Source organism: Ruminococcus gauvreauii (assembly GCF_025151995.1).
GTDB lineage: Bacteria > Bacillota > Clostridia > Lachnospirales > Lachnospiraceae > Ruminococcus_G > Ruminococcus_G gauvreauii.
Genome location: NZ_CP102290.1, coordinates 3677816 through 3700828, shown reverse-complemented (window position 1 = coordinate 3700828; position 23013 = coordinate 3677816). Strand labels below are relative to the sequence as shown.

At 50.1% G+C, this 23013-nt stretch carries 16 protein-coding genes; 2 read left to right on the top strand and 14 right to left on the bottom strand.

Annotated features, from left to right (window positions below):
- Positions 1 to 12: 12 nt before the first annotated feature.
- The 5 genes from NQ502_RS17385 to NQ502_RS17365 all read right to left on the bottom strand — a co-directional run bounded on the left by NQ502_RS17385 (position 13) and on the right by NQ502_RS17365 (position 7959).
- Complete coding sequence (locus tag NQ502_RS17385) at positions 13 to 2133, bottom strand: N-acetylmuramoyl-L-alanine amidase (protein ID WP_049898148.1); 2121 nt, start codon at positions 2131 to 2133, stop codon at positions 13 to 15.
- A 185-nt stretch (positions 2134 to 2318) separates the two neighbouring features.
- Positions 2319 to 3572, bottom strand: coding sequence for an ICP22 family protein (locus tag NQ502_RS17380; RefSeq protein WP_028528715.1), 1254 nt, complete (start codon positions 3570 to 3572; stop codon positions 2319 to 2321).
- The gene (locus NQ502_RS17375; RefSeq protein ID WP_028528714.1) at positions 3569 to 5353 is read right to left on the bottom strand and encodes a protein kinase domain-containing protein; all 1785 of its coding nucleotides are present in this window, start codon (positions 5351 to 5353) and stop codon (positions 3569 to 3571) included. The genes NQ502_RS17380 and NQ502_RS17375 overlap by 4 nt, the downstream gene beginning before the upstream one ends.
- Before the next feature lie 185 nt (positions 5354 to 5538).
- Positions 5539 to 7305: an arginine--tRNA ligase gene (gene argS, locus NQ502_RS17370; RefSeq protein ID WP_028528713.1), complete on the bottom strand. Its 1767-nt coding sequence runs from the start codon at positions 7303 to 7305 to the stop codon at positions 5539 to 5541.
- An 18-nt stretch (positions 7306 to 7323) separates the two neighbouring features.
- Positions 7324 to 7959: a lactate utilization protein gene (locus NQ502_RS17365; protein WP_028528712.1), complete on the bottom strand. Its 636-nt coding sequence runs from the start codon at positions 7957 to 7959 to the stop codon at positions 7324 to 7326.
- Between the two features lie 543 nt (positions 7960 to 8502).
- Between NQ502_RS17365 and NQ502_RS17360 the strand changes: the two genes are divergently transcribed.
- Both NQ502_RS17360 and NQ502_RS17355 read left to right on the top strand, forming a co-directional pair.
- Positions 8503 to 8940 carry a CBS domain-containing protein gene (locus tag NQ502_RS17360; RefSeq protein WP_044983264.1) on the top strand — a complete coding sequence of 146 codons (438 nt, stop codon included), beginning with the start codon at positions 8503 to 8505 and terminating at the stop codon, positions 8938 to 8940.
- A complete protein-coding gene (locus tag NQ502_RS17355) occupies positions 8937 to 10097 on the top strand; it encodes a hypothetical protein (protein WP_028528710.1) in 1161 nt (386 codons plus the stop codon). The genes NQ502_RS17360 and NQ502_RS17355 overlap by 4 nt, the downstream gene beginning before the upstream one ends.
- Positions 10098 to 10176: 79 nt before the next feature.
- Here NQ502_RS17355 and aspS read toward each other — a convergent pair whose 3' ends face one another.
- The 9 genes from aspS to NQ502_RS17310 all read right to left on the bottom strand — a co-directional run bounded on the left by aspS (position 10177) and on the right by NQ502_RS17310 (position 23007).
- On the bottom strand, positions 10177 to 11982 hold the full coding sequence (gene aspS / locus NQ502_RS17350; RefSeq protein ID WP_028528709.1) for an aspartate--tRNA ligase: 1806 nt from the start codon (positions 11980 to 11982) through the stop codon (positions 10177 to 10179).
- Positions 11983 to 12002: 20 nt separating this feature from the next.
- On the bottom strand, positions 12003 to 13259 hold the full coding sequence (gene hisS, locus NQ502_RS17345) for a histidine--tRNA ligase (RefSeq protein ID WP_028528708.1): 1257 nt from the start codon (positions 13257 to 13259) through the stop codon (positions 12003 to 12005).
- A 15-nt stretch (positions 13260 to 13274) separates the two neighbouring features.
- A complete protein-coding gene (locus NQ502_RS17340) occupies positions 13275 to 13868 on the bottom strand; it encodes an HD-GYP domain-containing protein (RefSeq protein ID WP_242830265.1) in 594 nt (197 codons plus the stop codon).
- A complete protein-coding gene (hemZ, locus tag NQ502_RS17335) occupies positions 13856 to 15328 on the bottom strand; it encodes a coproporphyrinogen dehydrogenase HemZ (RefSeq protein WP_242830264.1) in 1473 nt (490 codons plus the stop codon). Before hemZ ends, NQ502_RS17340 begins: the two co-directional genes overlap by 13 nt.
- Positions 15321 to 15947, bottom strand: coding sequence for an MBL fold metallo-hydrolase (locus tag NQ502_RS17330; protein ID WP_028528706.1), 627 nt, complete (start codon positions 15945 to 15947; stop codon positions 15321 to 15323). The genes hemZ and NQ502_RS17330 overlap by 8 nt, the downstream gene beginning before the upstream one ends.
- 209 nt (positions 15948 to 16156) lie before the next feature.
- Positions 16157 to 18466: a RelA/SpoT family protein gene (locus NQ502_RS17325; RefSeq protein WP_028528705.1), complete on the bottom strand. Its 2310-nt coding sequence runs from the start codon at positions 18464 to 18466 to the stop codon at positions 16157 to 16159.
- 19 nt (positions 18467 to 18485) lie between these two features.
- The gene (locus NQ502_RS17320; RefSeq protein WP_028528704.1) at positions 18486 to 19010 is read right to left on the bottom strand and encodes an adenine phosphoribosyltransferase; all 525 of its coding nucleotides are present in this window, start codon (positions 19008 to 19010) and stop codon (positions 18486 to 18488) included.
- An 89-nt stretch (positions 19011 to 19099) separates the two neighbouring features.
- A complete protein-coding gene (gene recJ, locus NQ502_RS17315; protein WP_028528703.1) occupies positions 19100 to 20812 on the bottom strand; it encodes a single-stranded-DNA-specific exonuclease RecJ in 1713 nt (570 codons plus the stop codon).
- 50 nt (positions 20813 to 20862) lie between these two features.
- Complete coding sequence (locus tag NQ502_RS17310) at positions 20863 to 23007, bottom strand: protein translocase subunit SecDF (protein WP_028528702.1); 2145 nt, start codon at positions 23005 to 23007, stop codon at positions 20863 to 20865.
- Positions 23008 to 23013: the final 6 nt, after the last annotated feature.

Here is a 23013-nt window from a genome sequence, read left to right as displayed (position 1 = left end):
CTTCCTTTACTCCTACGAAAAATAACGGTCAATACCGTTCGCCATTCCCCTCACCATCTTATCCTGATAAGAGCTCTTGGCCATATTCAGGTCCTCGGTCCGATTGCTCATGAACCCCATCTCTACGATAGTGACCGGAATCGTACTCCAGTTGATACCGCTCATATTATCAACATACAGGATGCCTCTGTTCTTTGCACCTGTCTCTTCACAGAAACTGTCAATAATCTTCTGGGAAAGCTTCTGCGAAGCCTTGATATTGCCGGCTGTCAGGTAACGGTTCGAACCGGAGGGCGCCATCGTCAGGGCACCGTATACGCTGCTGTTCTCGTCACCGTTTGCATGGACTCTCACAAGAATATCCGCTCCGGCATTCGCCGCCATCTTCGCCCGTTCGGAATTGCTGATGTTGACATCATGCGTTGTTCTCACCATATAAACATCATACCCGCGTTTTTCCAGTTCAGCCTGCAGTTTTTTTGACACCGTCAGATTCAGCTCATATTCATTCAGTCCCGACCATTTGCCGTATGTACCCGATGAAACTTTCGCCTTCCTCTCAGAGGCTCCCGGTCCGATCGGCTCTGTCTCCGAATTGCCTCTTCTCTGGTGTCCGGCATCAATCGCCACCCGGAACCGCTTCATGTCAGGAAGATATTCCCCGCTCTGACTAAAATAGCAATCGTTCCCGTCGATCTCATGCCATCCTGTCAGCATCTCACCTTTAACTCCATAATCTCCTGTACGCCTTAGAAAATACCGTTTGCCTCCAATCGTCTGCCAGCCCGTATACAGCTTTCCCTTCTCTCCGGCTCCTCCGCCTGTCTGGAAATAATACCATTTACCATTCATCTGACTCCAGCCTGTAGTAAGCTTTCCGATGTTTCCGTCGCCATTCCCCTTCTGGAAATAATAGACTTTATCGTTCAGCGTCCTCCAGCCCGTATACAGCTGACCTTTTTGACCGGTTTCCCCGCCCATTTGAAAATAATAGGTGTTTTTTCCGAGCGTCCTCCAGCCCGTATACAGCTTTCCCCGCTCTCCGGCCCCTCCGCCTATCTGGAAGTAATATCGTTTACCGTTGAGCAGCCTCCAGCCCGTATTCAGCTTTCCGATGTTTCCGTCACCATTTCCCATCTGAAAGTAATAGACTTTTCCGTTCATCGTCCTCCAGCCGGTGTACAGCTGACCTTTTTGACCGGCTTGTCCGCCCATTTGGAAATAACAGGTTTTTTCCCCGAGTGTCCTCCAGCCCGTATACAGCTTCCCCCGCTCTCCGGCCCCTCCGCCTATCTGGAAATAATATCGTTTACCATTGAGCAGCCTCCAGCCCGTATTCAGCTTTCCGATGTTTCCGTCACCATTTCCCATCTGGAAATAGTATACTCTGTTATTCATCGTGCGCCAGCCTGTATACAGTCTGCCGCGCTCTCCGAGGTTTCCTCCCATCTGAAAATAATAGGTATTCTTACCAATTGTCTGCCAGCCAGTCATCAGCTTTCCGATATCAGATCCTGACTCTTTAAAATAAAATCTCCTGTAGGAAGTATTCATCCAGCCCGTATGCATTTTACCTTCAGCTGGTCCTGACTCATCAAAATAATATACGGTCCCGGCTATATTCTGCCATCCTGTCAGCATCGCTCCTATCGCACCCGGCTCCCCCGACTCCGTCAGGTAATAGGTACCGCTCGTGAGTGTGATCCATCCTGTTTCAAGCCAGCCGTCTTCATCAAAGTAATACCAGTATGCACCGATTTTTTTCCATCCATCTGGGTAACTCCCATCTGCATTCTGGTATCTGATCTTCCCGTCAGTATCTTTTTCCCAACCTGCTTTCGTCTTTGAAGACATGAATTCTTCCGGCTCCGGAGTTATCTCTGCATTTTCTTCGGGCCTGGTCTCTTCATATCCGGAAGTTTCTTCTCTCTCTGCCGGTTCCGCTGCTGCTTCCCCCGGCAGTGATTCACTGGCCTCCTCTGTCTTCGGGAGCTCTGCTTCTTCCTGTACCTGTTCGTCACCATCCTCCGGTTCCCACATTGTCTGAGTATCATCCTGTGCGCCGTATACCTGCACCGAATTGATAATAAATGCCATACACAAAACTAAGAAAGCTGCCAGAAATCGTTTCATAATCCTCTCCTTTGTTTATATCTTTCTACATGTCAAATACTTTTTTAATCTGAATTTTCAACAAATTTTAATATAATTATACAGTCATTACTAATCTTTTACAATATCACTTTTCAGTATTTTGAAAGATAACTCTGGAACAATACATTTCAGAACCATTCATAAACCTGTATAGCACCGTGCAATTATAGTCCTGCCGACAATACCAGTTTCAATATGTGCCGCAGTATATCTAACACTTCTCTGAACCATCTTATCCTTCTGCTGCCTGTTTTCTGCGGCAATTTTGACTCTTTGCTGTCTGTATCGCCTGCACGAACATAAAACTCCCATGGTTCCATGGAGCTGACATTTCCTGCCCCGTCTTTCGTCTCCAGTGTAACCGTATTTTTCCCCGGCATAACCTCATCCCGGTCTATCCTGAGCAATTCCCCGTCCCAGGAATAGTTTACTTCCCTCCCATTCAGCATACAGGAGACAATGCGGATGTGATCTGGATTCGTCATCCTGACAGCCGGTATAAAACCGGCAGTCTTTGTCTCATTTTCATCACCGCATACGGCAAACGCGGTTCCTTCTTTATTGACCGTAAATGTACATTTTTTCTCAGTCATAACACCGTATTCGTTTTCCCCCCTCACAAGCAGCGTATACCTTCCGTCCCGGCTGATTGTATTCATTCTGCAAACCAGACCGCTGCCTTCCTGTGTCAGATCCATCCCGGCTGCCAGCGTCCTGCCGTTTTCATCCGTCAGCAGTACCTGTACTTTCCCCTGTGTCAGTGCCATGTCCGTGATCATGATCTCCGGAGACAGTGTCATTCTGCTCGCCGTAGCCGGCCCCAGATTCAGAAACCGGATCTTCGGTGTCTTCAAAATGACCTCTGGCGGATCGATCTCAGGTATCACTTCCTCAGGCTTCAGCACATTCGTTTCCGTATGTTCCGCCTGTTCAGGCTGCCATCCTTCTTCCAGCTCCATGTATTCCTTCGCAGTCGATTCCTCATCCTGCCGGATGTGTTTTTCCGTTGTCTGAGCCTTTTCCGGCGGCACCGCAATGTCCGGCACAGTTTCAATCACCTGTTCAGACTCTGGCTCCTCCTGCTCATCTGGCGGCAGTTCCAGATCCGGCTCCTCCGGCTTATCCGGCGGCAGTTTCGGCTTCGACCCATCCGGCTCCTTCGTTTTCTGCTCCTGCTCATCCGGCGGCAGTTCCGGATCCGGCTCCTCCCGCTCCTCCGGCATCTGCTCAGGTTTTGGCTCCTCCGGCTGTTCCGTTTCATCCGCACCACCGAGTTCACTCTGCTCTGAACATATCTGTATCTGCCGCTCTTCTGTTTGATCCTGTTCCTCTGTTTCGGCATATGCAGTCATCGGGGCGGATGTTATCTGAAGACAGCACATCGCTGTCACCGCTAACCATAATTCTCTTTTTCTCATTGCGTACCCTCCAGTCTCTCTTTTAATATCTGATAATTTCTATGTTGCTCAGCCCCCGGCAGCTCACTAACTTCGCGGTACAGTTCCCGGGCTCTCTGAACATTCTGCCGCTCCAGCAGTTCCATCAGCGCATATTCGCAGTAATACCCTGTACTATCGGGATAATGATCGATCAGCCGGCGGTAATGATCGGCTGCATCGTCATATGCATGCAGCTCTTCATATACGTACGCCGCACGCAGCCAGTTTTCCCGGCGCAGCTTTTCCGGCAGCAAATGTTCCGGCAGTTCCTGATACAGTCCCGTCCATTTATTCAGCGATGCGACGTCACCGTTCAGCATCCCGTCCAGATAATATACCTGTATCAGCGCAGACTGTATCCCCACATAAGCTTCTCTTTCATACACCCCCACTGAAAGTCTCATCGCTTCCTCCAGAAGAAGCGATGCTCTGTCAAATGGCTCTGCACCGGTCTTCTGCAGATAACTGCGATTTGTCATCCAGACAGAAGCAAGCAGTTCCAGCTGACGGATCCGCCTCGCACCGGCAAGATCAGCCGTCTGCCGTTCCATGGTATCAAGCGCCAACACTGCCCGTTCCCAGTCCACGTTTTCCCTGGACTCCTGAATCACAGTCAAAAGTTCTGTCCCGCTTGCTGCCTCCGGAAAGCGGTCGGGCGGCAGCTGTGACAAATATTCAGAGGCTTTCCTGTAATCCGCAGCAAATTCAGCATCCAGCGGATTTCCCAGGAACCAGATCATGCCCATCTCAAGCAGTATGTGCTGATGCGATGCGGTCTCTTCCGGGTAAAGCGAGCGAAGCGCATCCACCTGCTCCAGTGCACGCAGTGTTCTCCCGCTGCTTACCCCCTCGCTTAATATTTTTTCGTATACTTCCTCCCTCTCAGGATAAAGCTCCGCAGCTGTCCCGTATTCACCCTTCTGTAGTTTCTCACGGTACACAGTCTCGCTGCCCAGGCGGACCACATGCTGCAGCAGTGTGAGACTTACCAGAACAATTGCCGCTGCCGCCCAGAGCCTGCGCACTGTGGAACGCGGCGTGCCGGATGCCCGCAGCCGCTCCAGCCGCTTTCTGACTGCAGACGCGCTCCGATAACGTCTGCCTGGCTTCTCAGCCCTGCATTTACGCAGTATTGCCCGCAATCTGAAATTCTTCCCCCGGTACAGTAAATCAAATGTCACGCCCAGCGCATACAGGTCTGTGCGCATGTCGCTCTTTCCTCCAAACTGTTCCGGAGCTGCGTACCCTTTTGTCCCTGCCTGTACCAAATCTCTGCCCCCCTCGGCATCGAACATACAGGCACATCCAAAGTCAACCAGATTCAACATCCCGTTTTTTTGCAGCAGCAGATTGTGCGGCTTCAGATCCCGGTAGATCACGGGGGGCTGCCGGGTGTGAAGATATTCCAGGACTTCGCAGACCTCGATGGCAAAACGCAGCACCTCGTCCTTTGAAAATACGCGGCCATTCCGCAGCAGCACAGCCAGGTCTGCACCTTCCAGATAATCCATAACCAGACAAATGTTCCCTTTTTCTTCTATATACTCCACGATACGTGGAATCATGGGATGTTCGAGTTCCCTGAGTATTTGAATCTCCTGTCTGTGCAGCCCGATATCGGTAAATACCTTGATCGCCCAGCGTTTTTTCAACACGGCGTCCACTGCGAGATAAACATGGCCTCCGCTTCCGCAGCCAACCTCCTCCAGAAGACAGTACTTCCCGCGCAGCACAGTGCCTTTTTTAATGATACGGATCACCCCGCTTTTAATATAGTATTGAGAAATTTGGGCGAACTGCCCGGATATGCCGTATGGCACAGGAATCTGATTTCAGAATATCACACCACGTCAAATGCTGCAAGTGCAATTTTTTTCTTTGCACCAGGCATAAAGAATGAGCCCGGATGATCTCCGGGCTCAAAGACTATACATCCATTATTTTTTCACATTCTCTCCGGGGCTTCAAAACCCAGCATATCAATGTTGGCCTCCAGCACATCCCGTGTCAGTTTCAGCAGCTGTATCCAGGATGCCTTCTGCTCAGCATTTTCTTCTGTCAGAATTTTTGTCTCGTGATAAAAACGGTTAAAGTCATTTGCCAGTTCATAGATATACGCACACAGTTTATGTGGTGCTTTCTCGTCAAATGCATTTTCCACAACACCGTTGAACCGCGCCAGCTGCAGCATCAGTTCTTTTTCACTGTCACTTTTGGCCTCGAGGATCGCACCCTGATCCAGGGAACCGCCTCCTTCCTGAAAACGTGTCAGGATCGACTTGATCCGAACCGTTGTATATAAGATATACGGTCCGGTATCCCCCTCAAAAGAAGTAAACCGTTCGACATCAAAGATATAATCTTTCGATGCCTGATTAGAAAGGTCTCCATATTTTACAGCAGAGAGTCCCACGGTTTCAGCAGTTTTTCTTGCATCCTCTTCTTTCACGTTTCGGTTTTCAGAAATCTTCTGATACATTTCGTCGGTGATTTCCCGCAGCAGTGTTTCCAAACGCATGACGCCGCCCTCTCTCGTCTTGAAAGGCTTTCCGTCTTTTCCGTTCATCGTTCCGAACCCCAGGAAAAACAGTCCCGTGTCTTCCTTCACCAGCCTGGTTTTCCTTGCACAGCGAAATACCTGTGTGAAATACAGTTCCTGACGTTTATCCACAATGTAAATAATCTCATCCGGATCAAACAGTTTCATACGCTCAACGATCGTGGCGAGATCAGTCGTATTATAGAGTGATGCCCCGTCTGATTTGAGAATCATGCACGGAGGTATCTCTTTCGTGTCACTCTCCTCTTTTACATCTACCACAAGCGCGCCGTCATCCAGGTGCGCATACCCTTCGCGTTTCATGTAGTCAACCATTTCCGGGATATACGGCTGTGCATCCGACTCTTTTTTCCACAGATCGAATGTAACGTTTAACTTCTCATAATTTTTTTTCAGGTCATTGACAGAAACCTGCATGATGTGGTTCCAGAGCGCATGGTAACCGGGATTCCCCCGCTGCAGAAGGTGTGTTGCCTCCATCGCACGTTCCTTATACTCCGGATCCTCTTTGGATCTTGCGCTGGCCGCAGGATAGATCTCCTCCAGTTCCCCGATTGTAAACGGAGCCTCGTCAGGATATTTTCCCGTATAATCTTCCTGAAAATACACGAGATCCGGTTTCCGCTCTTTCAGTTCCGTGATGATCAGACCCATCTGGAGCCCCCAGTCACCCAGATGTACATCCCCTATCATGTTATGTCCCACAAAACGTCCCATACGTTTAATGCTCTCGCCTATGATGGCAGAACGCAGATGACCGACATGCAGCGGTTTCGCGACATTTGGTCCGCCGTAATCCAGAATGATCGTCTTAGGCTCTTTGACCTTCTCCACGGACAGATGGCTGTCAGCCTGCATACGGCGCAGATAACCGGCCAGAAATTCCTGCCTTATCCTGAGATTGATAAATCCCGGCTTTACAGCTTCCGCCATACCGAATACAGCGCTGTCCTGGATCTGTGCGACAACGTCTTCTGCGATCACCAGAGGAGCCTTTTTATAGGCTTTGGCAGCCGCCATCGCTCCGTTGCACTGATATTCACACAGGTCGGGACGATTGGAGATCGTCACCCGCGCGTATGTCTCATCGTATCCCGCATTTTTAAAGGCGGAAATCATTTCATCCGTGATCAAATCAATAATCTTATTCATTTTTCCTCCTGTGCCGGTTTAAAATCCCAGCTCTTCTCCCACTAATATAATTTTTATACGTCCCCTCTCTCTGGAGACACGTGTGATAACTTCCTGACAGCAAATACATTCCCTGCCCGTACAGTCTGCACAGACTCCTGTTTTGGAACACGGTGTGCTCACACCCACACGAATCGCATTGGGAGGCGTCGCCATTGTTCTGACGCGGTCTATCCCCTCCTGCACATTTTTTACAAGTTTGTTCATGCCAGTCACGACAATTACCTGGCGCGGTCCGGTGATGAGACACGCCACCCGGTTGCCGTTTCCGTCGATATTGATCAGTTCACCGTCCAGTGTAAAGGCATTGGTGCTCATTAAAAATGTATCGGAACAGACAATCTCTCCGTACAGTCTGCGGGCCTCTTCCGGTGTCCCCGCAGATTTTCTGTCGATGGCTTTATATGGACCGTTCTTGACGGCATCGATGATCCCTGTTTCTTCGAGTGTCACGGAACCTCCCCAGGTTACGCTGCTGTTTTCCTCCAGGAGGCTGAGAACCTGATCTCTTGCCGATGTTTTGTCCGTACAGTAGAAGGCTGTCATGCCGCGCTGTTCGAATTTTTTTATGATGGTCCTGGCTGTGTTTTCATAGCTTTGTGATTTATAATTCATATGTGTTCCCTCCATTTTGAGTTGGGGCCCCTGCAGGCGCTTCGCTGGCAGGGGGAAGTTTGTTGATGTCGGTATGGGCTTCCCGCAGACGCTTCGCTCGCGGGATGGGGGTTTGGGGGCGGTTGGGACCCCTGCGGGCGCTTCGCTGGCAGGGGGAAGTTTGTTGGTGTCGGTATGGGCTTCCCGCAGACGCTTCGCTCGCGGGATGGGGTTGAGGGCGGTTGGGGCCCCTGCGGGCGCTTCGCTGGCAGGGGGAAGTTTGTTTGTTTCTATACGGTATCCCGCCGTGCTGAACTCGCTGGCGCTCGTTCGCGGGCTTCGCCCTATAAAATACTGCCTCACCGCAGTGGGATGTGCAAGCACAGCCCACTGTGCTTCGTTGTATTTTGCACGGCTCATTGGGGTCGCGTACATTATACCACACCATTGTGTGGATATGGTTATTACGTAAGAAAAAATTAATAAATTTTTGGCGCGCTTTTCCACACTTTTTCATGCAAATAGTATATAATAGAGACAACGTTACTATAAGGAGTATACATAATGAATATTTTATTTTTTCTAACACCCAAAAGTGAAGTGGAATATATTTATGATGATTTTTCACTCAGACAGACTCTTGAAAAAATGGAACACCATAAATATACCGCAATCCCCATCCTGAACCGGAGCGGCGCATATATTGGGACGATTACGGAAGGTGACCTCCTTCGTGTTATCAAAAATAAATACTCACTGACATTGCATGAGGCAGAGGATCTGCCTATTCGTCAGGTATCACGGCGATGGCATAATAATCCTGTCAATATCAACTGTAATATTGAGGACCTCGTGATGACTGCCATGCGGCAGAACTTCGTACCTGTTGTGGATGATGAAGGTAAATTTATCGGCATCATCACCCGTAAAGATATTCTGGAATATTGTTTCGAGAAGCTGAAAGGACCCGGACAGGGCGGCGGCGAAGGTGGTACGTCATGAGCAGGACTTCTCACCCCATACGTTGTCTGACCCTGTGTGCAACAGTCGTTTTGTCTGCCTGGCTCCTGACCGGATGCGTCTCTGAAGAGCAGAAAGCAGTCACAGACTGCATCCATAGTGAACTCGATCTGCTGAAGACTGACGACCGGGAAGGTATCGCAGAACATCTTTCCAACTCCAGTCTTTTTGACGATATGTCCGCCGAGAAGCTTCCTGCAGAGGTCATTGATGTCTTTTCCCTGTTTTTCAAAAACTTTGATTACGACATCAAGAATATCCAGATCGACGAGGACTCACAGAAAGCCTCTGCAACTCTGAAGCTGAAGACAATCGACGCCCGAAAGCTCGCTAAGGATTATACTTCACAGTCTATCGTCAAACAGCTGCAGAACCTTGCAAATCCCAGCCGTGTCGAATACTCTCTGGAAGATTATTACCTGACGCTGCACGATCTTCTGGCTTCCAATGATTATGAGACTGTAACGAGTGATTATCCCGTCACACTCACCCGCACGGGTGAAGCATGGAAACTGGAGCGGGATTCCGATCTGGAAAATGCCCTGGTTGGCGGTTTTGTCACCTATGCGGCCGATCCGGAGCTCTTCACACCCGAAGAGATTGTGGCTCTGCACTTTGACACAATCAAGAATTTTGACACCGAGCAGATGAACCAGTTTCTGTCGCTGGACGAGCTGTTCTCTGCAGATGACGAATACAAACGCACGATCGCCAAAGCACTCGCTGCTCAGATCCTGCAATATCTCGACTACGAGATCACAGATTCCGAAAATGACGGCATCACGGCAAATGTTACCATGAATATCACAAGCTGTGACAGCCACAGCATCATCAGTGAATATCAGAAGAGTGTGGCCGCCTACACCAATACCGCGCAGGCATTAGCCGACGGCTTTTCCGTCCGGCTTTCCAAAGCCAACCAGATCCTGCTGGACAGTATCACTCACAACACATCGTCGTCGTCGACTTCCATCACTCTGGTCCTTGTCAATGACGGAACCAACTGGAAGCTGAAGATGGACGATGCCGTCGCGGAGGCCATCCTCGGCAATATCGATGAGGCAGTCGCCGGCATATCAACCGACCCCGATGAGGGCGGCAGCACTGAATCCGCTGACAACACCACATCAGACGAATGACCGTAAACAAAAAGGACACTTACCGGTGTCCTTTTTGTTTATTTACAGAAACGTTCCTTCCAGATGCATGCAGTACCTGTCATTCCCTGCGCGTTTCTTTCTCCGGGAGCTCCACTTTCAGGCACAGTTCCTCCAGCTGTTTTTCCTCCACCATTCCCGGCGCTTCTGACATCAGGCAGGAAGCATCTTTGACTTTCGGGAATGCGATGACATCGCGGATACTGTCCTCTTTTGCCATCAGCATCACGAGACGATCCAGTCCGTATGCGAGTCCTGCATGAGGCGGCACACCGTATTTAAACGCTGTCAGCAAAAAGCCGAAGCGTTCAGCCGCTTCCTCTTTCGTGAATCCCAGCATCTCAAACATTTTCACCTGAATATCATTCTGATGGATTCTGACACTTCCTCCGCCGATCTCCGTGCCGTTCAGCACGATATCATATGCTTTGGCGCGCACAGCGCCCGGGTCGCTTTCCAGCAGATGCAGATCTTCATCCATCGGCATGGTGAACGGATGGTGCATTGCCATATAGCGGTTCTGTTCCTCCGACCATTCCAGCAACGGAAACTCCGTGATCCATACGAAACGGTATTCCTCTTTGTCAAGCAGATCCATCTGTTTCGCCAGCTCCAGGCGCAGTGCACCCAGCACATCCCAGACTACCTTATTCTTATCCGCGGCAAACAAAAGCAGGTCGCCCGGCTCCGCCTGCATGGCATCACACAGGGCCTTCAGCTCTTCCTCCCTCATAAATTTCGCAAAAGAAGATTTGTAGCTTCCGTCTTCGCCTATCGCCAGATAAGCCAGTCCCCGGGCGCCGTAATCTTTCGCAAAATCGACGAGTTTGTCAATTTTCTTTCTCGGCATCGCACCCTGTCCTTTGGCATTGATGCCGCGCACGCTTCCGCCGGCATCCAGTGCATTTTTAAATACCACGAATTCACAGTCTTTGACGGTCGTAGAGACGTCGTGTAATTCCATTCCGAAACGCAGATCCGGTTTGTCGGAACCGAAACGGTCCATGGCTTCCTGCCATGTCATCCTCTGAATCGGCAGCTGTACCTCGACTCCAAGCACCTCCTGAAACAGATGGGCAAGCAGCCGCTCATTGACGTCGATTACCTCATCGACATCTACGAATGCAAGCTCCATATCGATCTGCGTAAATTCCGGCTGACGGTCTGCACGCAGGTCCTCGTCGCGGAAACATTTCACGATCTGGATGTAACGGTCATAGCCCGAGCACATCAGCAGCTGTTTGAACAGCTGCGGAGACTGCGGCAGGGCGTAGAAGCTGCCCGGATGCACACGGCTCGGCACGAGGTAATCACGCGCGCCTTCCGGCGTACTCTTTGTGAGCATCGGCGTCTCGATCTCCAGAAAACCTTCCTTTTCCAGAAACACTCTGGTCAGCATCGCGACTTTAGATCGCATCATCAGATTCCTCTGAATATCAGGTCTGCGAAGATCCAGTGAACGGTATTTCAGCCGGAGCTCCTCCTTCGTTTTGCTGTTCTCCTCGATCGGGAACGGCGGTGTCTCTGATTCCGAAAGAATCCTGAGTGTATTCACGCGGATTTCGATATCACCCGTCTTCAGGTTCTCATTGACGGCTCCGGAACGCGCTTCCACTTTACCGACAACCGCAATGACAAATTCACTTCGCAGCCGTCCCGCTTTCTCAAATCCTTCCTCATCAATACTTCCATTTTCAAAAATCAGCTGAATCATGCCGCTTCTGTCGCGCAGATCGACAAATACGATACCGCCTTTATTTCTTCCCTTTTGTACCCAGCCCATCAGAGTGACTGTCTCTCCGATATTGGCACTCGTAATTTCCGTACAGCGATGGGACCGCTTCAGTCCCTTCATTGACTCTGCCATTTCATAATCCTCCGTCTGCTCTACATTTTATCGATAAAAAATTCCTGGAATGTCTCATATCCTTCTTCTGTCAGCTGTTCTTTCTGGAACTTTTTATTTTTTTTCATCACTGCGATCGTCACCTGTGTTCCGGCGCTCCTCAGCTTATCCGCCTCGTTCAGAACGACCAGCAGTTTATCGGCCGGCATCCCTTTTTCGATCAGCAGCGCTGTCTTCCCTGCAGTCCCGGGCACCTGGTATCCGCGTTCCAGCAGCAGCATGACAATACGCTCAAACCCGATAGAGAATCCGCAGGCGCTCGTGTCATTTCCCGTAAACTTACCGATCATCTCATCGTAACGGCCGCCGCCGCCGACAGACCCTCCGAACTCATCCATGGAAATCTCAAAGATCGGACCGGTATAATAAGACATGCCGCGCACCAGAGTCGGATCAAATGCAATCTTAAAGTCCGCATTTTTCACCGCATCCACACTCTTCATGATCATCTCAAGGTCGTCCGCATACTGCGCGTCCAGCACACCATCCAGTCTGTCCCTCAGATAACGCACACCTTCGATTCCTTCCGTGACCTCACGGAACATCGAAAGATATCTGTCGATGGATTCCTGTGCAAAGCCTTCCTTCGCAAGCTCCTGCGCGACACCGTCCATCCCGATCTTGTCCATCTTATCCAGAATGATAAATACCGTGTCAAATGTCTCGGGCGCAAATCCGCTGTACGCCGCCATCGCCTTTAAGATCCTTCGGTCATTGATGCGGATCGTAAAGTTTTTGAAATCCAGTTTCCCGAGCAGTGTCGTCGTTGCGAGGATCAGCTCGATCTCCGCCAGAATCGTCGGCTCTCCCAGAATATCGATATCGCACTGCATAAACTGACGGAAACGTCCGCGCTGCGGGCGGTCCGCCCTCCACACATTTCCCATCTGAAGCGCCTTGAACGGGCTGGGCAGCTCATTTGCATGATTCGCATAATAGCGGGACAGCGGAACGGTCAGATCATAACGCAGACCACCGTCCACAAGATCATTTTCTGTCCTTGCCTCATGGATTTTCAGCTTTTCTCCTCTCTTCAGGATCTTGAAGATCAGCTTTTCATTTTCCCCTCCCTGTTTGCTGCAGAGATTCTCAATATGTTCCACGCACGGCGTCTCCATTGACGAAAATCCAAATGTCGCATACGTCTCCTTGATCAGGCGGATCACATAATCGCGGATCGCCATCTCTGCCGGCAGGATATCCTTCATGCCCGTGACCGGTTTCTTCTTCAATGCCATAATGTTTCTCTCCTTTTATTCTACTAATGCCAGATCCTGGTAGTTTTTCTGATGAATGACACGCTGGAATGCCAGGAACACCTTGATATCAAAGTTCTTCACTTCCTCAATCATCAGTTCCAGCGCAGTATCCTGGTCAAATGATTTCCGATACGGACGGTCCGAGATCAATGCCGCAAATACATCGCAGACGCGGATGATACGTGCGCCGTACGGAATCTCCTCCCCGCGGAGGTTATCCGGGTAACCGCTCCCATCCATATTCTCATGGTGATGGAGCACTGACTGCAGAATGATATCCGGATAGCCGCGCTCCTTCAGTATCTCATACCCGAGTGTCGAATGCATACGCACGTATTTCATTTCTTCTACGATCAGCGGATTGCTCTCTTCCTCATAAATGTAGGCCCCGAGCTTTTCCTTTCCGATATCATGCAGGATGCCCGCATCAAAGAGGTACTGGCAGGTCTCTTCCGGAAGTCCCAGCTCCCTTGCCACCGAATACGAAAGGTTACTGACCAGCATGGCGTGCACGACCTGATCATCCAGTGTATATGTCAGAAGATGTTTTTCATTGATATACTTTTTCGTCTTATCTATTTCAACCACTTTTCTATCCCTGTTTTCTTTCGTTCAATCATCTCATCGATACGTGAAATATAATGGGTGACATCTTTCACATTTTCCACGCGTTCAATCCTGCGGCCGTGGTCAAAGACCAGTTTCGTTGAAGCTCCCGCTCCCACAGCCAGGATTGATTGTTTCTCTTCCATAATCAGTATATTGTAAATTCCCGCTTTGTCAACCTTTGCGTACCCTACATTTTCAAAATTTCCGGCAATATTCTTCTGACGGTACAGATAATAGGGATACATATCAAGGCTTCCTGCAGATTTTTCCGCCATTTCCATAATTTCCTGGCTGTTCTCGAAAGATATCTCCTCGTATTGATCCTTAAACAAATGCAGCCTGGTCGCCCTCTTCAGCGAGAGGGAATGTACGGTGATGCTGTCCGGATGCAGTGATTCGATCTCACGGAGCGTCTCCTTTACCTCAGCCTTCCCCTCACCCGGCAGCCCGATAATCAGATCCATATTGATATTGTCGAAGGACAGTTTCCTCGCGAGTACGAACGCGTCTCTGACCTGTTCCACCGTATGGCCTCTCCCGATAAGATCAAGCGTCTTTTGATGCATCGTCTGAGGATTGATGGAAATGCGGTTCACCGGAAACTCCCGAAGCACCATCAGTTTTTCCTCCGTGATACTGTCCGGACGCCCTGCCTCGACAGTAAACTCCTGCAGATCCTGAAGATCAAAACATTCTGTGATATGACGCAGCAGTCTTCTCATCTGTTCTGGTTCCAGCGTCGTCGGTGTTCCTCCCCCGATATATACGGTATTCAGCTTTTTATCGCAGAATTCCCGGCCCACAAAAGAGATCTCTCTCAACAGCGCATCCAGGTATTCCTCCATCCTGTCTCTCCATTTTGCAAGCGGATGGGAACCGAAGGAACAATACAGACAGATGCTCGGACAGAACGGAATTCCTACATACAGACTGTATCCATTCTCATAGTCAATATCCTTTAGAATCGCCCGTTCCCTGTTTGCGATCGCGATCGCCAGCGCCGTTTTTTCATTACCTGAGTAATACGTACTGCGCATGTATTCTGCGATCTGCGGATTTTTCCATCCTTCTTCCAGTAGATGCATGGGAATTTTCGTAGGCCGTATTCCCGTAAGCGTCCCCCAGGGGAGCGTCCGATTACTCACCTCTGATAACCCGCGGTAGACCAGCTGTTTCAGGCGGTTCTTTGTCTCAGGGCGGTTCTCATAAAAATCGACGTCTGTCTTACCGCAAAACTTTTCCTCTCCGCTCACGGAAATCCTGCAGTCAATCCCGTCGATGCGGTACCCAAGTGCAATCAGACATTCAAATTCCCCGGCCGGTTCCTCTTCTCCCGGCACGTACATCTGTACATTGCCCGCCGGGTAAAAGGCGCGGACCAGGGAATACACATCGTATTCAAAATTTCTTTCCGAGAATTGTATACCTATGTTAAGCAAAGGGATTATACCTCTTTTCGTGTCCGATCGTTGTGCTCTGCTCGTGTCCCGGCCAGACCTCAACATCTTCCGGGAGCTTCAGAAGCCGTTTGATGCTGGCGTTCATATCCGCCGCGCAGGACGTCGGAAAATCCATCCTTCCGACAGAGCCTGCAAACAGTGTGTCTCCGCTCACCAGTATCTTTTCTTCCTCCAGATAATAGCAGCAGCTGCCATGCGTATGCCCGGGCGTATAGAACACCGTGATCTCAAATCCCGCCAATGTAAGCTTCTCATTATCCTTCACGTATACATCTGCCTTCGTCGTAAACGCATGATCCCAGGCGGCTGAGAGATTCAGAAGCGAGTCCTCCAGTACATCCTGCTCCTTTTCATAAGCATAGACAGGTATTTCATAGAGATCCCGAAGATCATCCACCGCCAGAATATGGTCAAAATGTCCGTGCGTCAGCAGCACTGCTGCAGGATTACCGTTTAGTTTTGTCACCGCCTGGGAAATCGTGCCGGCACTGTCCGCGGGATCTACGATCAGCATCTCCCCGGTCTCACTGTTTTTTATCAGCAGGCAGTTCGTTCCTACCTGGCCCAGAATCAGATTCTGTATGACTGCTTTGTTCATGGTTTTTCCTCCACTAAGTTTCTTTAATATAGGTATCATCCCTCAACTAAGCTCACGCTTCGCCTGTGGCTCGCGTTCACTAAGTTGCATGAAATCGGATTCATCCCTCAACTAAGTTCGCGCTTACTGCGCTCTCTAAGGTTCGGGATGGGCCTCGCACTAAGTTCACGCTTCACCTGTGGCTCGCGTTCACTAAGTTGCTTTCGGCCTCATCCGGTTGTTCGTTCTATGTCAAGTACGCTTTCTACCTGCTGCAGTTTATTCACGAGCTGGTTCAGTTCCTCGATACTGTGTACGTCAAACGACATGGAAATAGTGGCAGTCCCCTGCTTGCTGGTCCTCACATTGATTGATGCAATATCGATCTTCCGCTCCGTGAACAGTTTCGAGATATCCACCAGAAGTCCCGTTCTGTTATTTGCATAGACATTGATCTCCGCCGTAAATAACTGATCCGGAATTTCACTGCCCTGCCACTCCGCATCGATCAGACGGATCCTCTCAGTCTCATCCATATGGATAATATTGACACAGTCTGTGCGGTGTACGGTAACGCCGCGGCCCCGCGTCACATAGCCGACGATCTCATCTCCCGGGATCGGATTACAGCACTTGGCGAAACGGACTGCCACATCGTGAATTCCCTTGACGATAATGCTGCCCTGCGGGGATTTTCCCACATGAAGCTTATCCTTTGCCTCCGCTTTTGCCTCAAGTATCGTCTTATCTGTAATCTCCGATTTATGTGCCTTGTCATAACTTTCTACCAGTTTATTCAGTACCTGGCCTTCTTTGAGGCCGCCGTGACCGATTGCTGCCAGTACAGAGTCCCAGTCGCGGAAACCGTACTTTCGCATCACCGGCTCCTGATACTCCATCTTCAGATAGCTGGACAGCGCCTTGTTCTTCTCCTTCGCATACTGCGCCAGCATTTCTTTTCCCTTGAGAATATTATCTTCCTTCAGTTCCTGGCGGAACCACTGATTGATCTTATTCTTCGCCTGTGTACTCTTGACAATCTTCAGCCAGTCGCGGCTGGGACCCTTTGAATTCTGTGAGGTGATGATCTCCACACGATCCCCGTTCTGGATCACATACTCGATCGGCATCAGCTTTCCGTTTACCCTTGCACCGACCATCTTATTGCCGACGGCGCTGTGCACACTGTATGCAAAATCAATTGGCGTGGAACCGGCGGGAAGCGTCTTGACATCACCGGCCGGACTGAAGCAGTAGACATTGTCCGCAAACAGATCCAAGTCACTCTTTAAAAGACTCAGAAACTCTTTATTATCCGACATATCCCGCTGCCACTCCAGGATCTGGCGCAGCCAGCTCAGCTTTTCTTCCTCTTTCTGAGCATCCGTCTTCTTGCCGTCAGACGCCTCTTTATATTTCCAGTGAGCGGCAATCCCGTATTCCGCCGTCTTATGCATCTCGAATGTACGGATCTGAATCTCGAACGGCTGTCCCTGAGGTCCGATCAGCGTCGTATGCAGAGACTGGTACATATTCGGCTTCGGCATTGCGATGTAATCCTTGAAACGCCCCGGAATCGGCTTATACATCTCGTGAATGATTCCGAGTGCCGCGTAGCAGTCTTTCACCGTATCTACGATGATACGGACCGCAAACAGATCGTATATCTGATCCAGCGTTTTCCCTTGATTGACCATTTTCTTGTAGATGCTGAAGAAATGCTTCACCCTTCCGTCCACTTCAGCCGTAATCTTTGCCTTTTCCATGTGGGACTGCACTTCCGATACGATCTTAGACACAAATGCCTCCCGCTCACTCTTGCGGACTGCAATCTTGTCAACGAGATCATAATAAACCTCCGGCTGGAGATACTTCAGCGACAGGTCATCCAGTTCTATTTTAATCTTTGATATACCCAGGCGCTGAGCGATGGGAGCATAGATATCCATCGTCTCCCGCGCCTTATCCTTCTGTTTCTTCTCCGGCATGTATTTCAGTGTCCGCATGTTGTGCAGCCGGTCAGCCAGTTTGATCAGTATCACACGAATATCCTTCGCCATGGCCAGAAACATTTTTCTGAGATTCTCCGCCTGTACCTCCAGCTTATCTTTTGAATAATTCAGCTGACCCAGCTTTGTAACGCCGTCTACGAGAAGTGCTACCTCCGAACCGAAGATTTCTTCCAGTTCTTTGTAAGTCATCACCGTATCTTCCAGCACGTCATGCAGGATCCCTGAAATGATTGTCTCCTTGTCAAGCTCCAGATCGGCCAGTATGATTGCAACACACAGCGGATGGATAATATAAGGTTCGCCTGATTTCCGGACCTGCCCGTCATGTGCCTTATCAGCGATCTGATAAGCTTTTTCAATCATGTGAACGCTGTCAGACGGATGATATTTTTTCACACTCGAAATAAGCTCTTCATAAAGTATTGAAGGGCTCGTAAAATCATCCATGGCTTTCACACTTTTTTCAACCTCACGGATGTTCTGTATGTTTGCATGTTCATCCTGAACCTGTGCGTTTTCTCCACCCATATCTATCCCTCTTTGCCTGTTATTTTCCATCATAGCAGATTATGGATTCCACATCGTATTCCTTCAGCCGTTCTCTGCCTTTTAACCCGGCCAGTTCCATCAGAAATACGATCTTTTCCACATGTCCGCCCAGCGATTCGATCATCCTGGCGCAAGCCTCCACCGTACCGCCCGTTGCGATCAGATCATCGATGATCACGACACGCTGTCCCGGCAGAATGGAATCCCTGTGCATCTCAATCACTGCGCTTCCATACTCCAGGTCATAGCTCTGCTCAATTGTTTCACATGGGAGCTTTCCCTTTTTCCGGATCGGAATGAACGGTTTATGCAGATTATACGCAATCGGCACTCCAAAGATAAAACCCCTGGACTCTGTGCCCGCTACAATATCAAAGTCAAGTCCGCTGATGCAATCCTGCATGGAATCGATCGCCAGGTGCAGTCCGTCAGCGTCCTGCAGTATGCTGGTGACATCCCGGAAAATGATTCCCGGTTCAGGAAAATCAGGTATATTTCGGACATAATCTTCTATTTTCTTCATTCTTGCGTTCCTCCATCCGCTATTTCTCGACATTTATGACAATAAGTATATCACCATTCCAATGCATTTGTAAATATATTCCGATGCATTCACTGGTAATGTGTGATCACAATCTGCAGGTTTTCCCTTCCGCGGTAAGAATTGACGGATGGATAATAAACGACGTTCAGTCTTCCTTTGTTCCTGACATCATTTACGAAGCCGTCTCCATCACCAAAATATACGCCGTCTATGGAATATCCCTGGTCATCCATCACCTTCATTTTGACCACATTTCTATTCTTGCCAAAAATCCGGCATTCCAACATCCTGACCTGTCTCAGTGCAAACAATGGCCTGGTATTTCCTTTCCCGAAAGGCTCCAGAAGCTCAAATTCCCGCACCAGGTCTTTGCGTATGTATCCGATCGGCATCGCGGCATCTATGACCACCTTTTCTGCCAGGTCTTCTTCCTGCAGGGTACAGAGCTCATTCAGCCGTTTCCGAAATTCCGGCACGTCTGCTTCCCCGAGCGAAAGACCGGCTGCCATCGGATGTCCTCCGAATTTCGTCAGCAGATCTTTTACCCTGACCAGTTCATCATACATGGAGTATGCCTCAATCGAGCGCCCGGAGCCCTTGACTCCCTCCTGAGTCCTTGTCAGCACGATCGAGGGCTTGTGGTACCGCTCACGCAGCCTCCCCGCAATGATGCCCGCCAGACTCTCATGGCATTCCGGCAGATAGATCACCAGTACCCGGTCCCTGCACAGCGAACTGTGCTCTACCATTTCGACTGCCCGGGCAACGCCCTGTTCCGTCATATCTTTTCGCTCATCATTGAGCGCCTTCAGATCTGCCGCCAGCCTCTCTGCCTCTTCCACGGTTTTGGCATTGAGAAGTGCCAGGGAGCGCCTGGCGGTGTCCAGTCTTCCACCCGCATTCAGACATGGTCCGATGACAAATCCGATATGATAAGGCGACAGCTGCTGCTGATCCAGCCCGTTTGCCGCAATCAGTGCCTGCAGGCCCCTGTTCATCGTGTGCCTCAGCCGCTCCATTCCTTCTTTTACCAGAATCCTGTTGTCCCCTGTCAGATCCATCACATCTCCGATCGTTGCGATCGCAGCAAACTCCAGGAATTCTTCCATCTCCCTCTCATCGATCCCGAAACTGTCGTACAGCCCGGACACCAGCTGCATCCCGACACAGGCTCCGCACAGCTGTTTGAACGGATAGTCACACCCTTCCTGCCGGGGATTGATGACCACATCGGCGGGCGGCAGGAGGAACACCTTTCCGTCCCCCTGTTCCATATACGGCACCTCATGATGGTCTGTGACAATCACTGTCAGTCCAAGTTCCTTCGCCGTCTGAATCTGCGCCGCAGCCGCGATGCCGTTGTCACATGTCACGATTGTATCAATACCGTCCTGAGCAGCGGCTGCGATCAGTGACTCATTAATGCCGTATCCGTCTGTGATCCGGTCCGGGATCATCACGTCCACGCGTGCTCCGACTCTCTCCAGTCCCTTCTGAAGAATGTAGGAGGCCGTCACGCCGTCGATATCATAGTCACCGATAATGCGCACCGGCCGCCGCATCCGGATCTTGTCCCTCAGGATATCGACCGCCTCCGCGACTCCCTTCATCGCCTTCCATGAGGGCAGTTCACTAAGGTCTCCGTGGAGATAGCGCCGGATCGCCTCGTCACCGGTCACATCCCGGTTTCTGATCAGCCTGGCAGTCACCTGATCGATATGAAATAATTCAGCTGTTCTCTTAAAATCTGCTTTCTTTGCAGCAATTACCCATCTTTCCATAAAAATCTCAAAAGGGACGCCGTACGGCATCCCCTTCACTCCTCTTGGTTTTATTGTTTTGATTTTCTGACACGTGATTTCATCACATACCACAGGGAACCTGTGATACATACGGAGGAATATGCTCCGCAGACGATGCCGACCATGATCGGAAGTGCAAAATCACGGATCGACGAAACTCCGAGGATGTAGAGTACTGCAACCATGATAAAGGTCGTCAGTGATGTATAGATACTCCTCGTCAACGTCTGTGTGATACTGCGGTTTACCACCTCTGCGAGCTCCTCATTCTTCTTCACACCCCGCATATTCTCACGGATACGGTCGAAGATAACGATCGTCGCATTGATCGAGTAACCCACAATCGTCAGCATGCATGCGATAAATGTGCTTCCCACCGATACACGGAACAGCGCATAGAATGCCAGAACCACCAGAACATCATGAATCAGTGCAAGCACCGCACTGGAAGCAAAACGGATATCCTTAAATCTCAGCCAGATATAGATCAGCATGAAGAACGTCGCAACCACAACGGCTATAAATGCATCCATACGCATCTCTTTGCTGACCGTCGATGAGATGGTCTCCGCGGAGATATGATTCTCCTCCACTCCGAATTCCTCATTCATCTTCTGATTGAAAGTCTCACGTTCATCGACATTCAGGCTGCGTGTCTTGATGATGACCTGGCTGCTGCCTACCACCTGCTGGAACTGAACGTTGCTGTCCCCTGTTACCTCTTCGATGACCGGTCTTATATTTTCTTCCAGTTCATTCAGTGTATATTCCTCATTGAACGTAACAGTCGTGGACGTACCTCCGATGAATTCAAGGCTGTAGTTCAGCGCTTTGCCGTCTTTGGCAGAGAAGATCCCCATACCGATCGGCGCCAGAAGCACCAGCACAATGGAGATCGCAAAAAACACTTTTTTCTTTCCCACAAAGTTGATGACCCTGCGCTCTTTCTGCTGGCCGTAAAGTTTTGGATTCTGAAGCCCTACCGAATACATCGCATTGATCAGCAGCCGCGAGATCACGAGTGCCGTGAACATGGACAGAACGATACCGAGTGCCAGCGTCATTGCGAATCCTTTGACGCTTCCGCTCCCCAGCAGTCCGAGAACCGCAGCAGCAATCAGTGTCGTGATATTACCGTCAAGGATTGCCGACAGTGCCTTCTGAAAACCGGATTTGATTGCATTCCTGACGCTTTTCCCTATCGCAATTTCCTCTCTGATACGGGCATAAATAATAACATTGGCGTCGACCGCCATACCGATGGAGAGTACAATACCGGCAATTCCCGGAAGTGTCAGAGTCAGGTCAAATGCATTGAGCATAACGAGCATCAGACCGGTGTAGATCAGCAGTGACAGCGCTGCAACCACACCCGGAAGCAGATACACGACGATCATGAACACCATGACGATCACCATGCCGATTGCCGCCGCTGTCAGACTCGTCTTGATTGCCTCCTGTCCAAGCTGTGCCCCAACCACGTTGGAACGCATTTCCTCAAGCTCCAGTGACAGGGATCCGATACGGATCGTCGATGCCAGCTCCCTCGCATCTTCAATAGAACTCATTCCTGTGATCTGAGCTTTTCCGTCTGATATCACAGACTGGACGGTCGGTGCGCTGATCGTCTCGCCGTCATAGACGATGGCGATCTGTTTTCCCAGGTTTGCCTCTGTCGCTTCTGCAAACTTCTTCGACCCTTCTGTTGTCAGCTGAAGGGATACCACATACTGGTTATTTCCCGTTTCGTCCTGAGTGATCCCGCCCTCAGCAGTTTCCACATCAGTACCGTCGAGTACGGTATTTCCCTCAGCATCTGTAAATTCCAGAGAACCCGGTTTACCCAGCTCTTCCAGAATCGCATTCGCATCCGACACACCCGGTATCTCTATGTTGATCCGGTTGCTGCCTTCCTGATACACCTGCGCTTCCTCGCTGTAGTTCTCCACACGTTTCTGAAGCTTGTAAATCGTATCCGACATATCCTCCGATGAAGGATTATCGTCCTTCGCCTGATACGTGATACTGACACCTCCTGCCAGATCCAGGCCTGTCTTGATGTTTTTAGCCGATCCTGTTCCCGTTGGTCCGAACCCGACCGCCGTTGTGAATATCAGCAGTCCGATCAGGACGGCCGCCAGGATAATGACGACAACGCCTTGCTTTTTCTTCATGTTTTT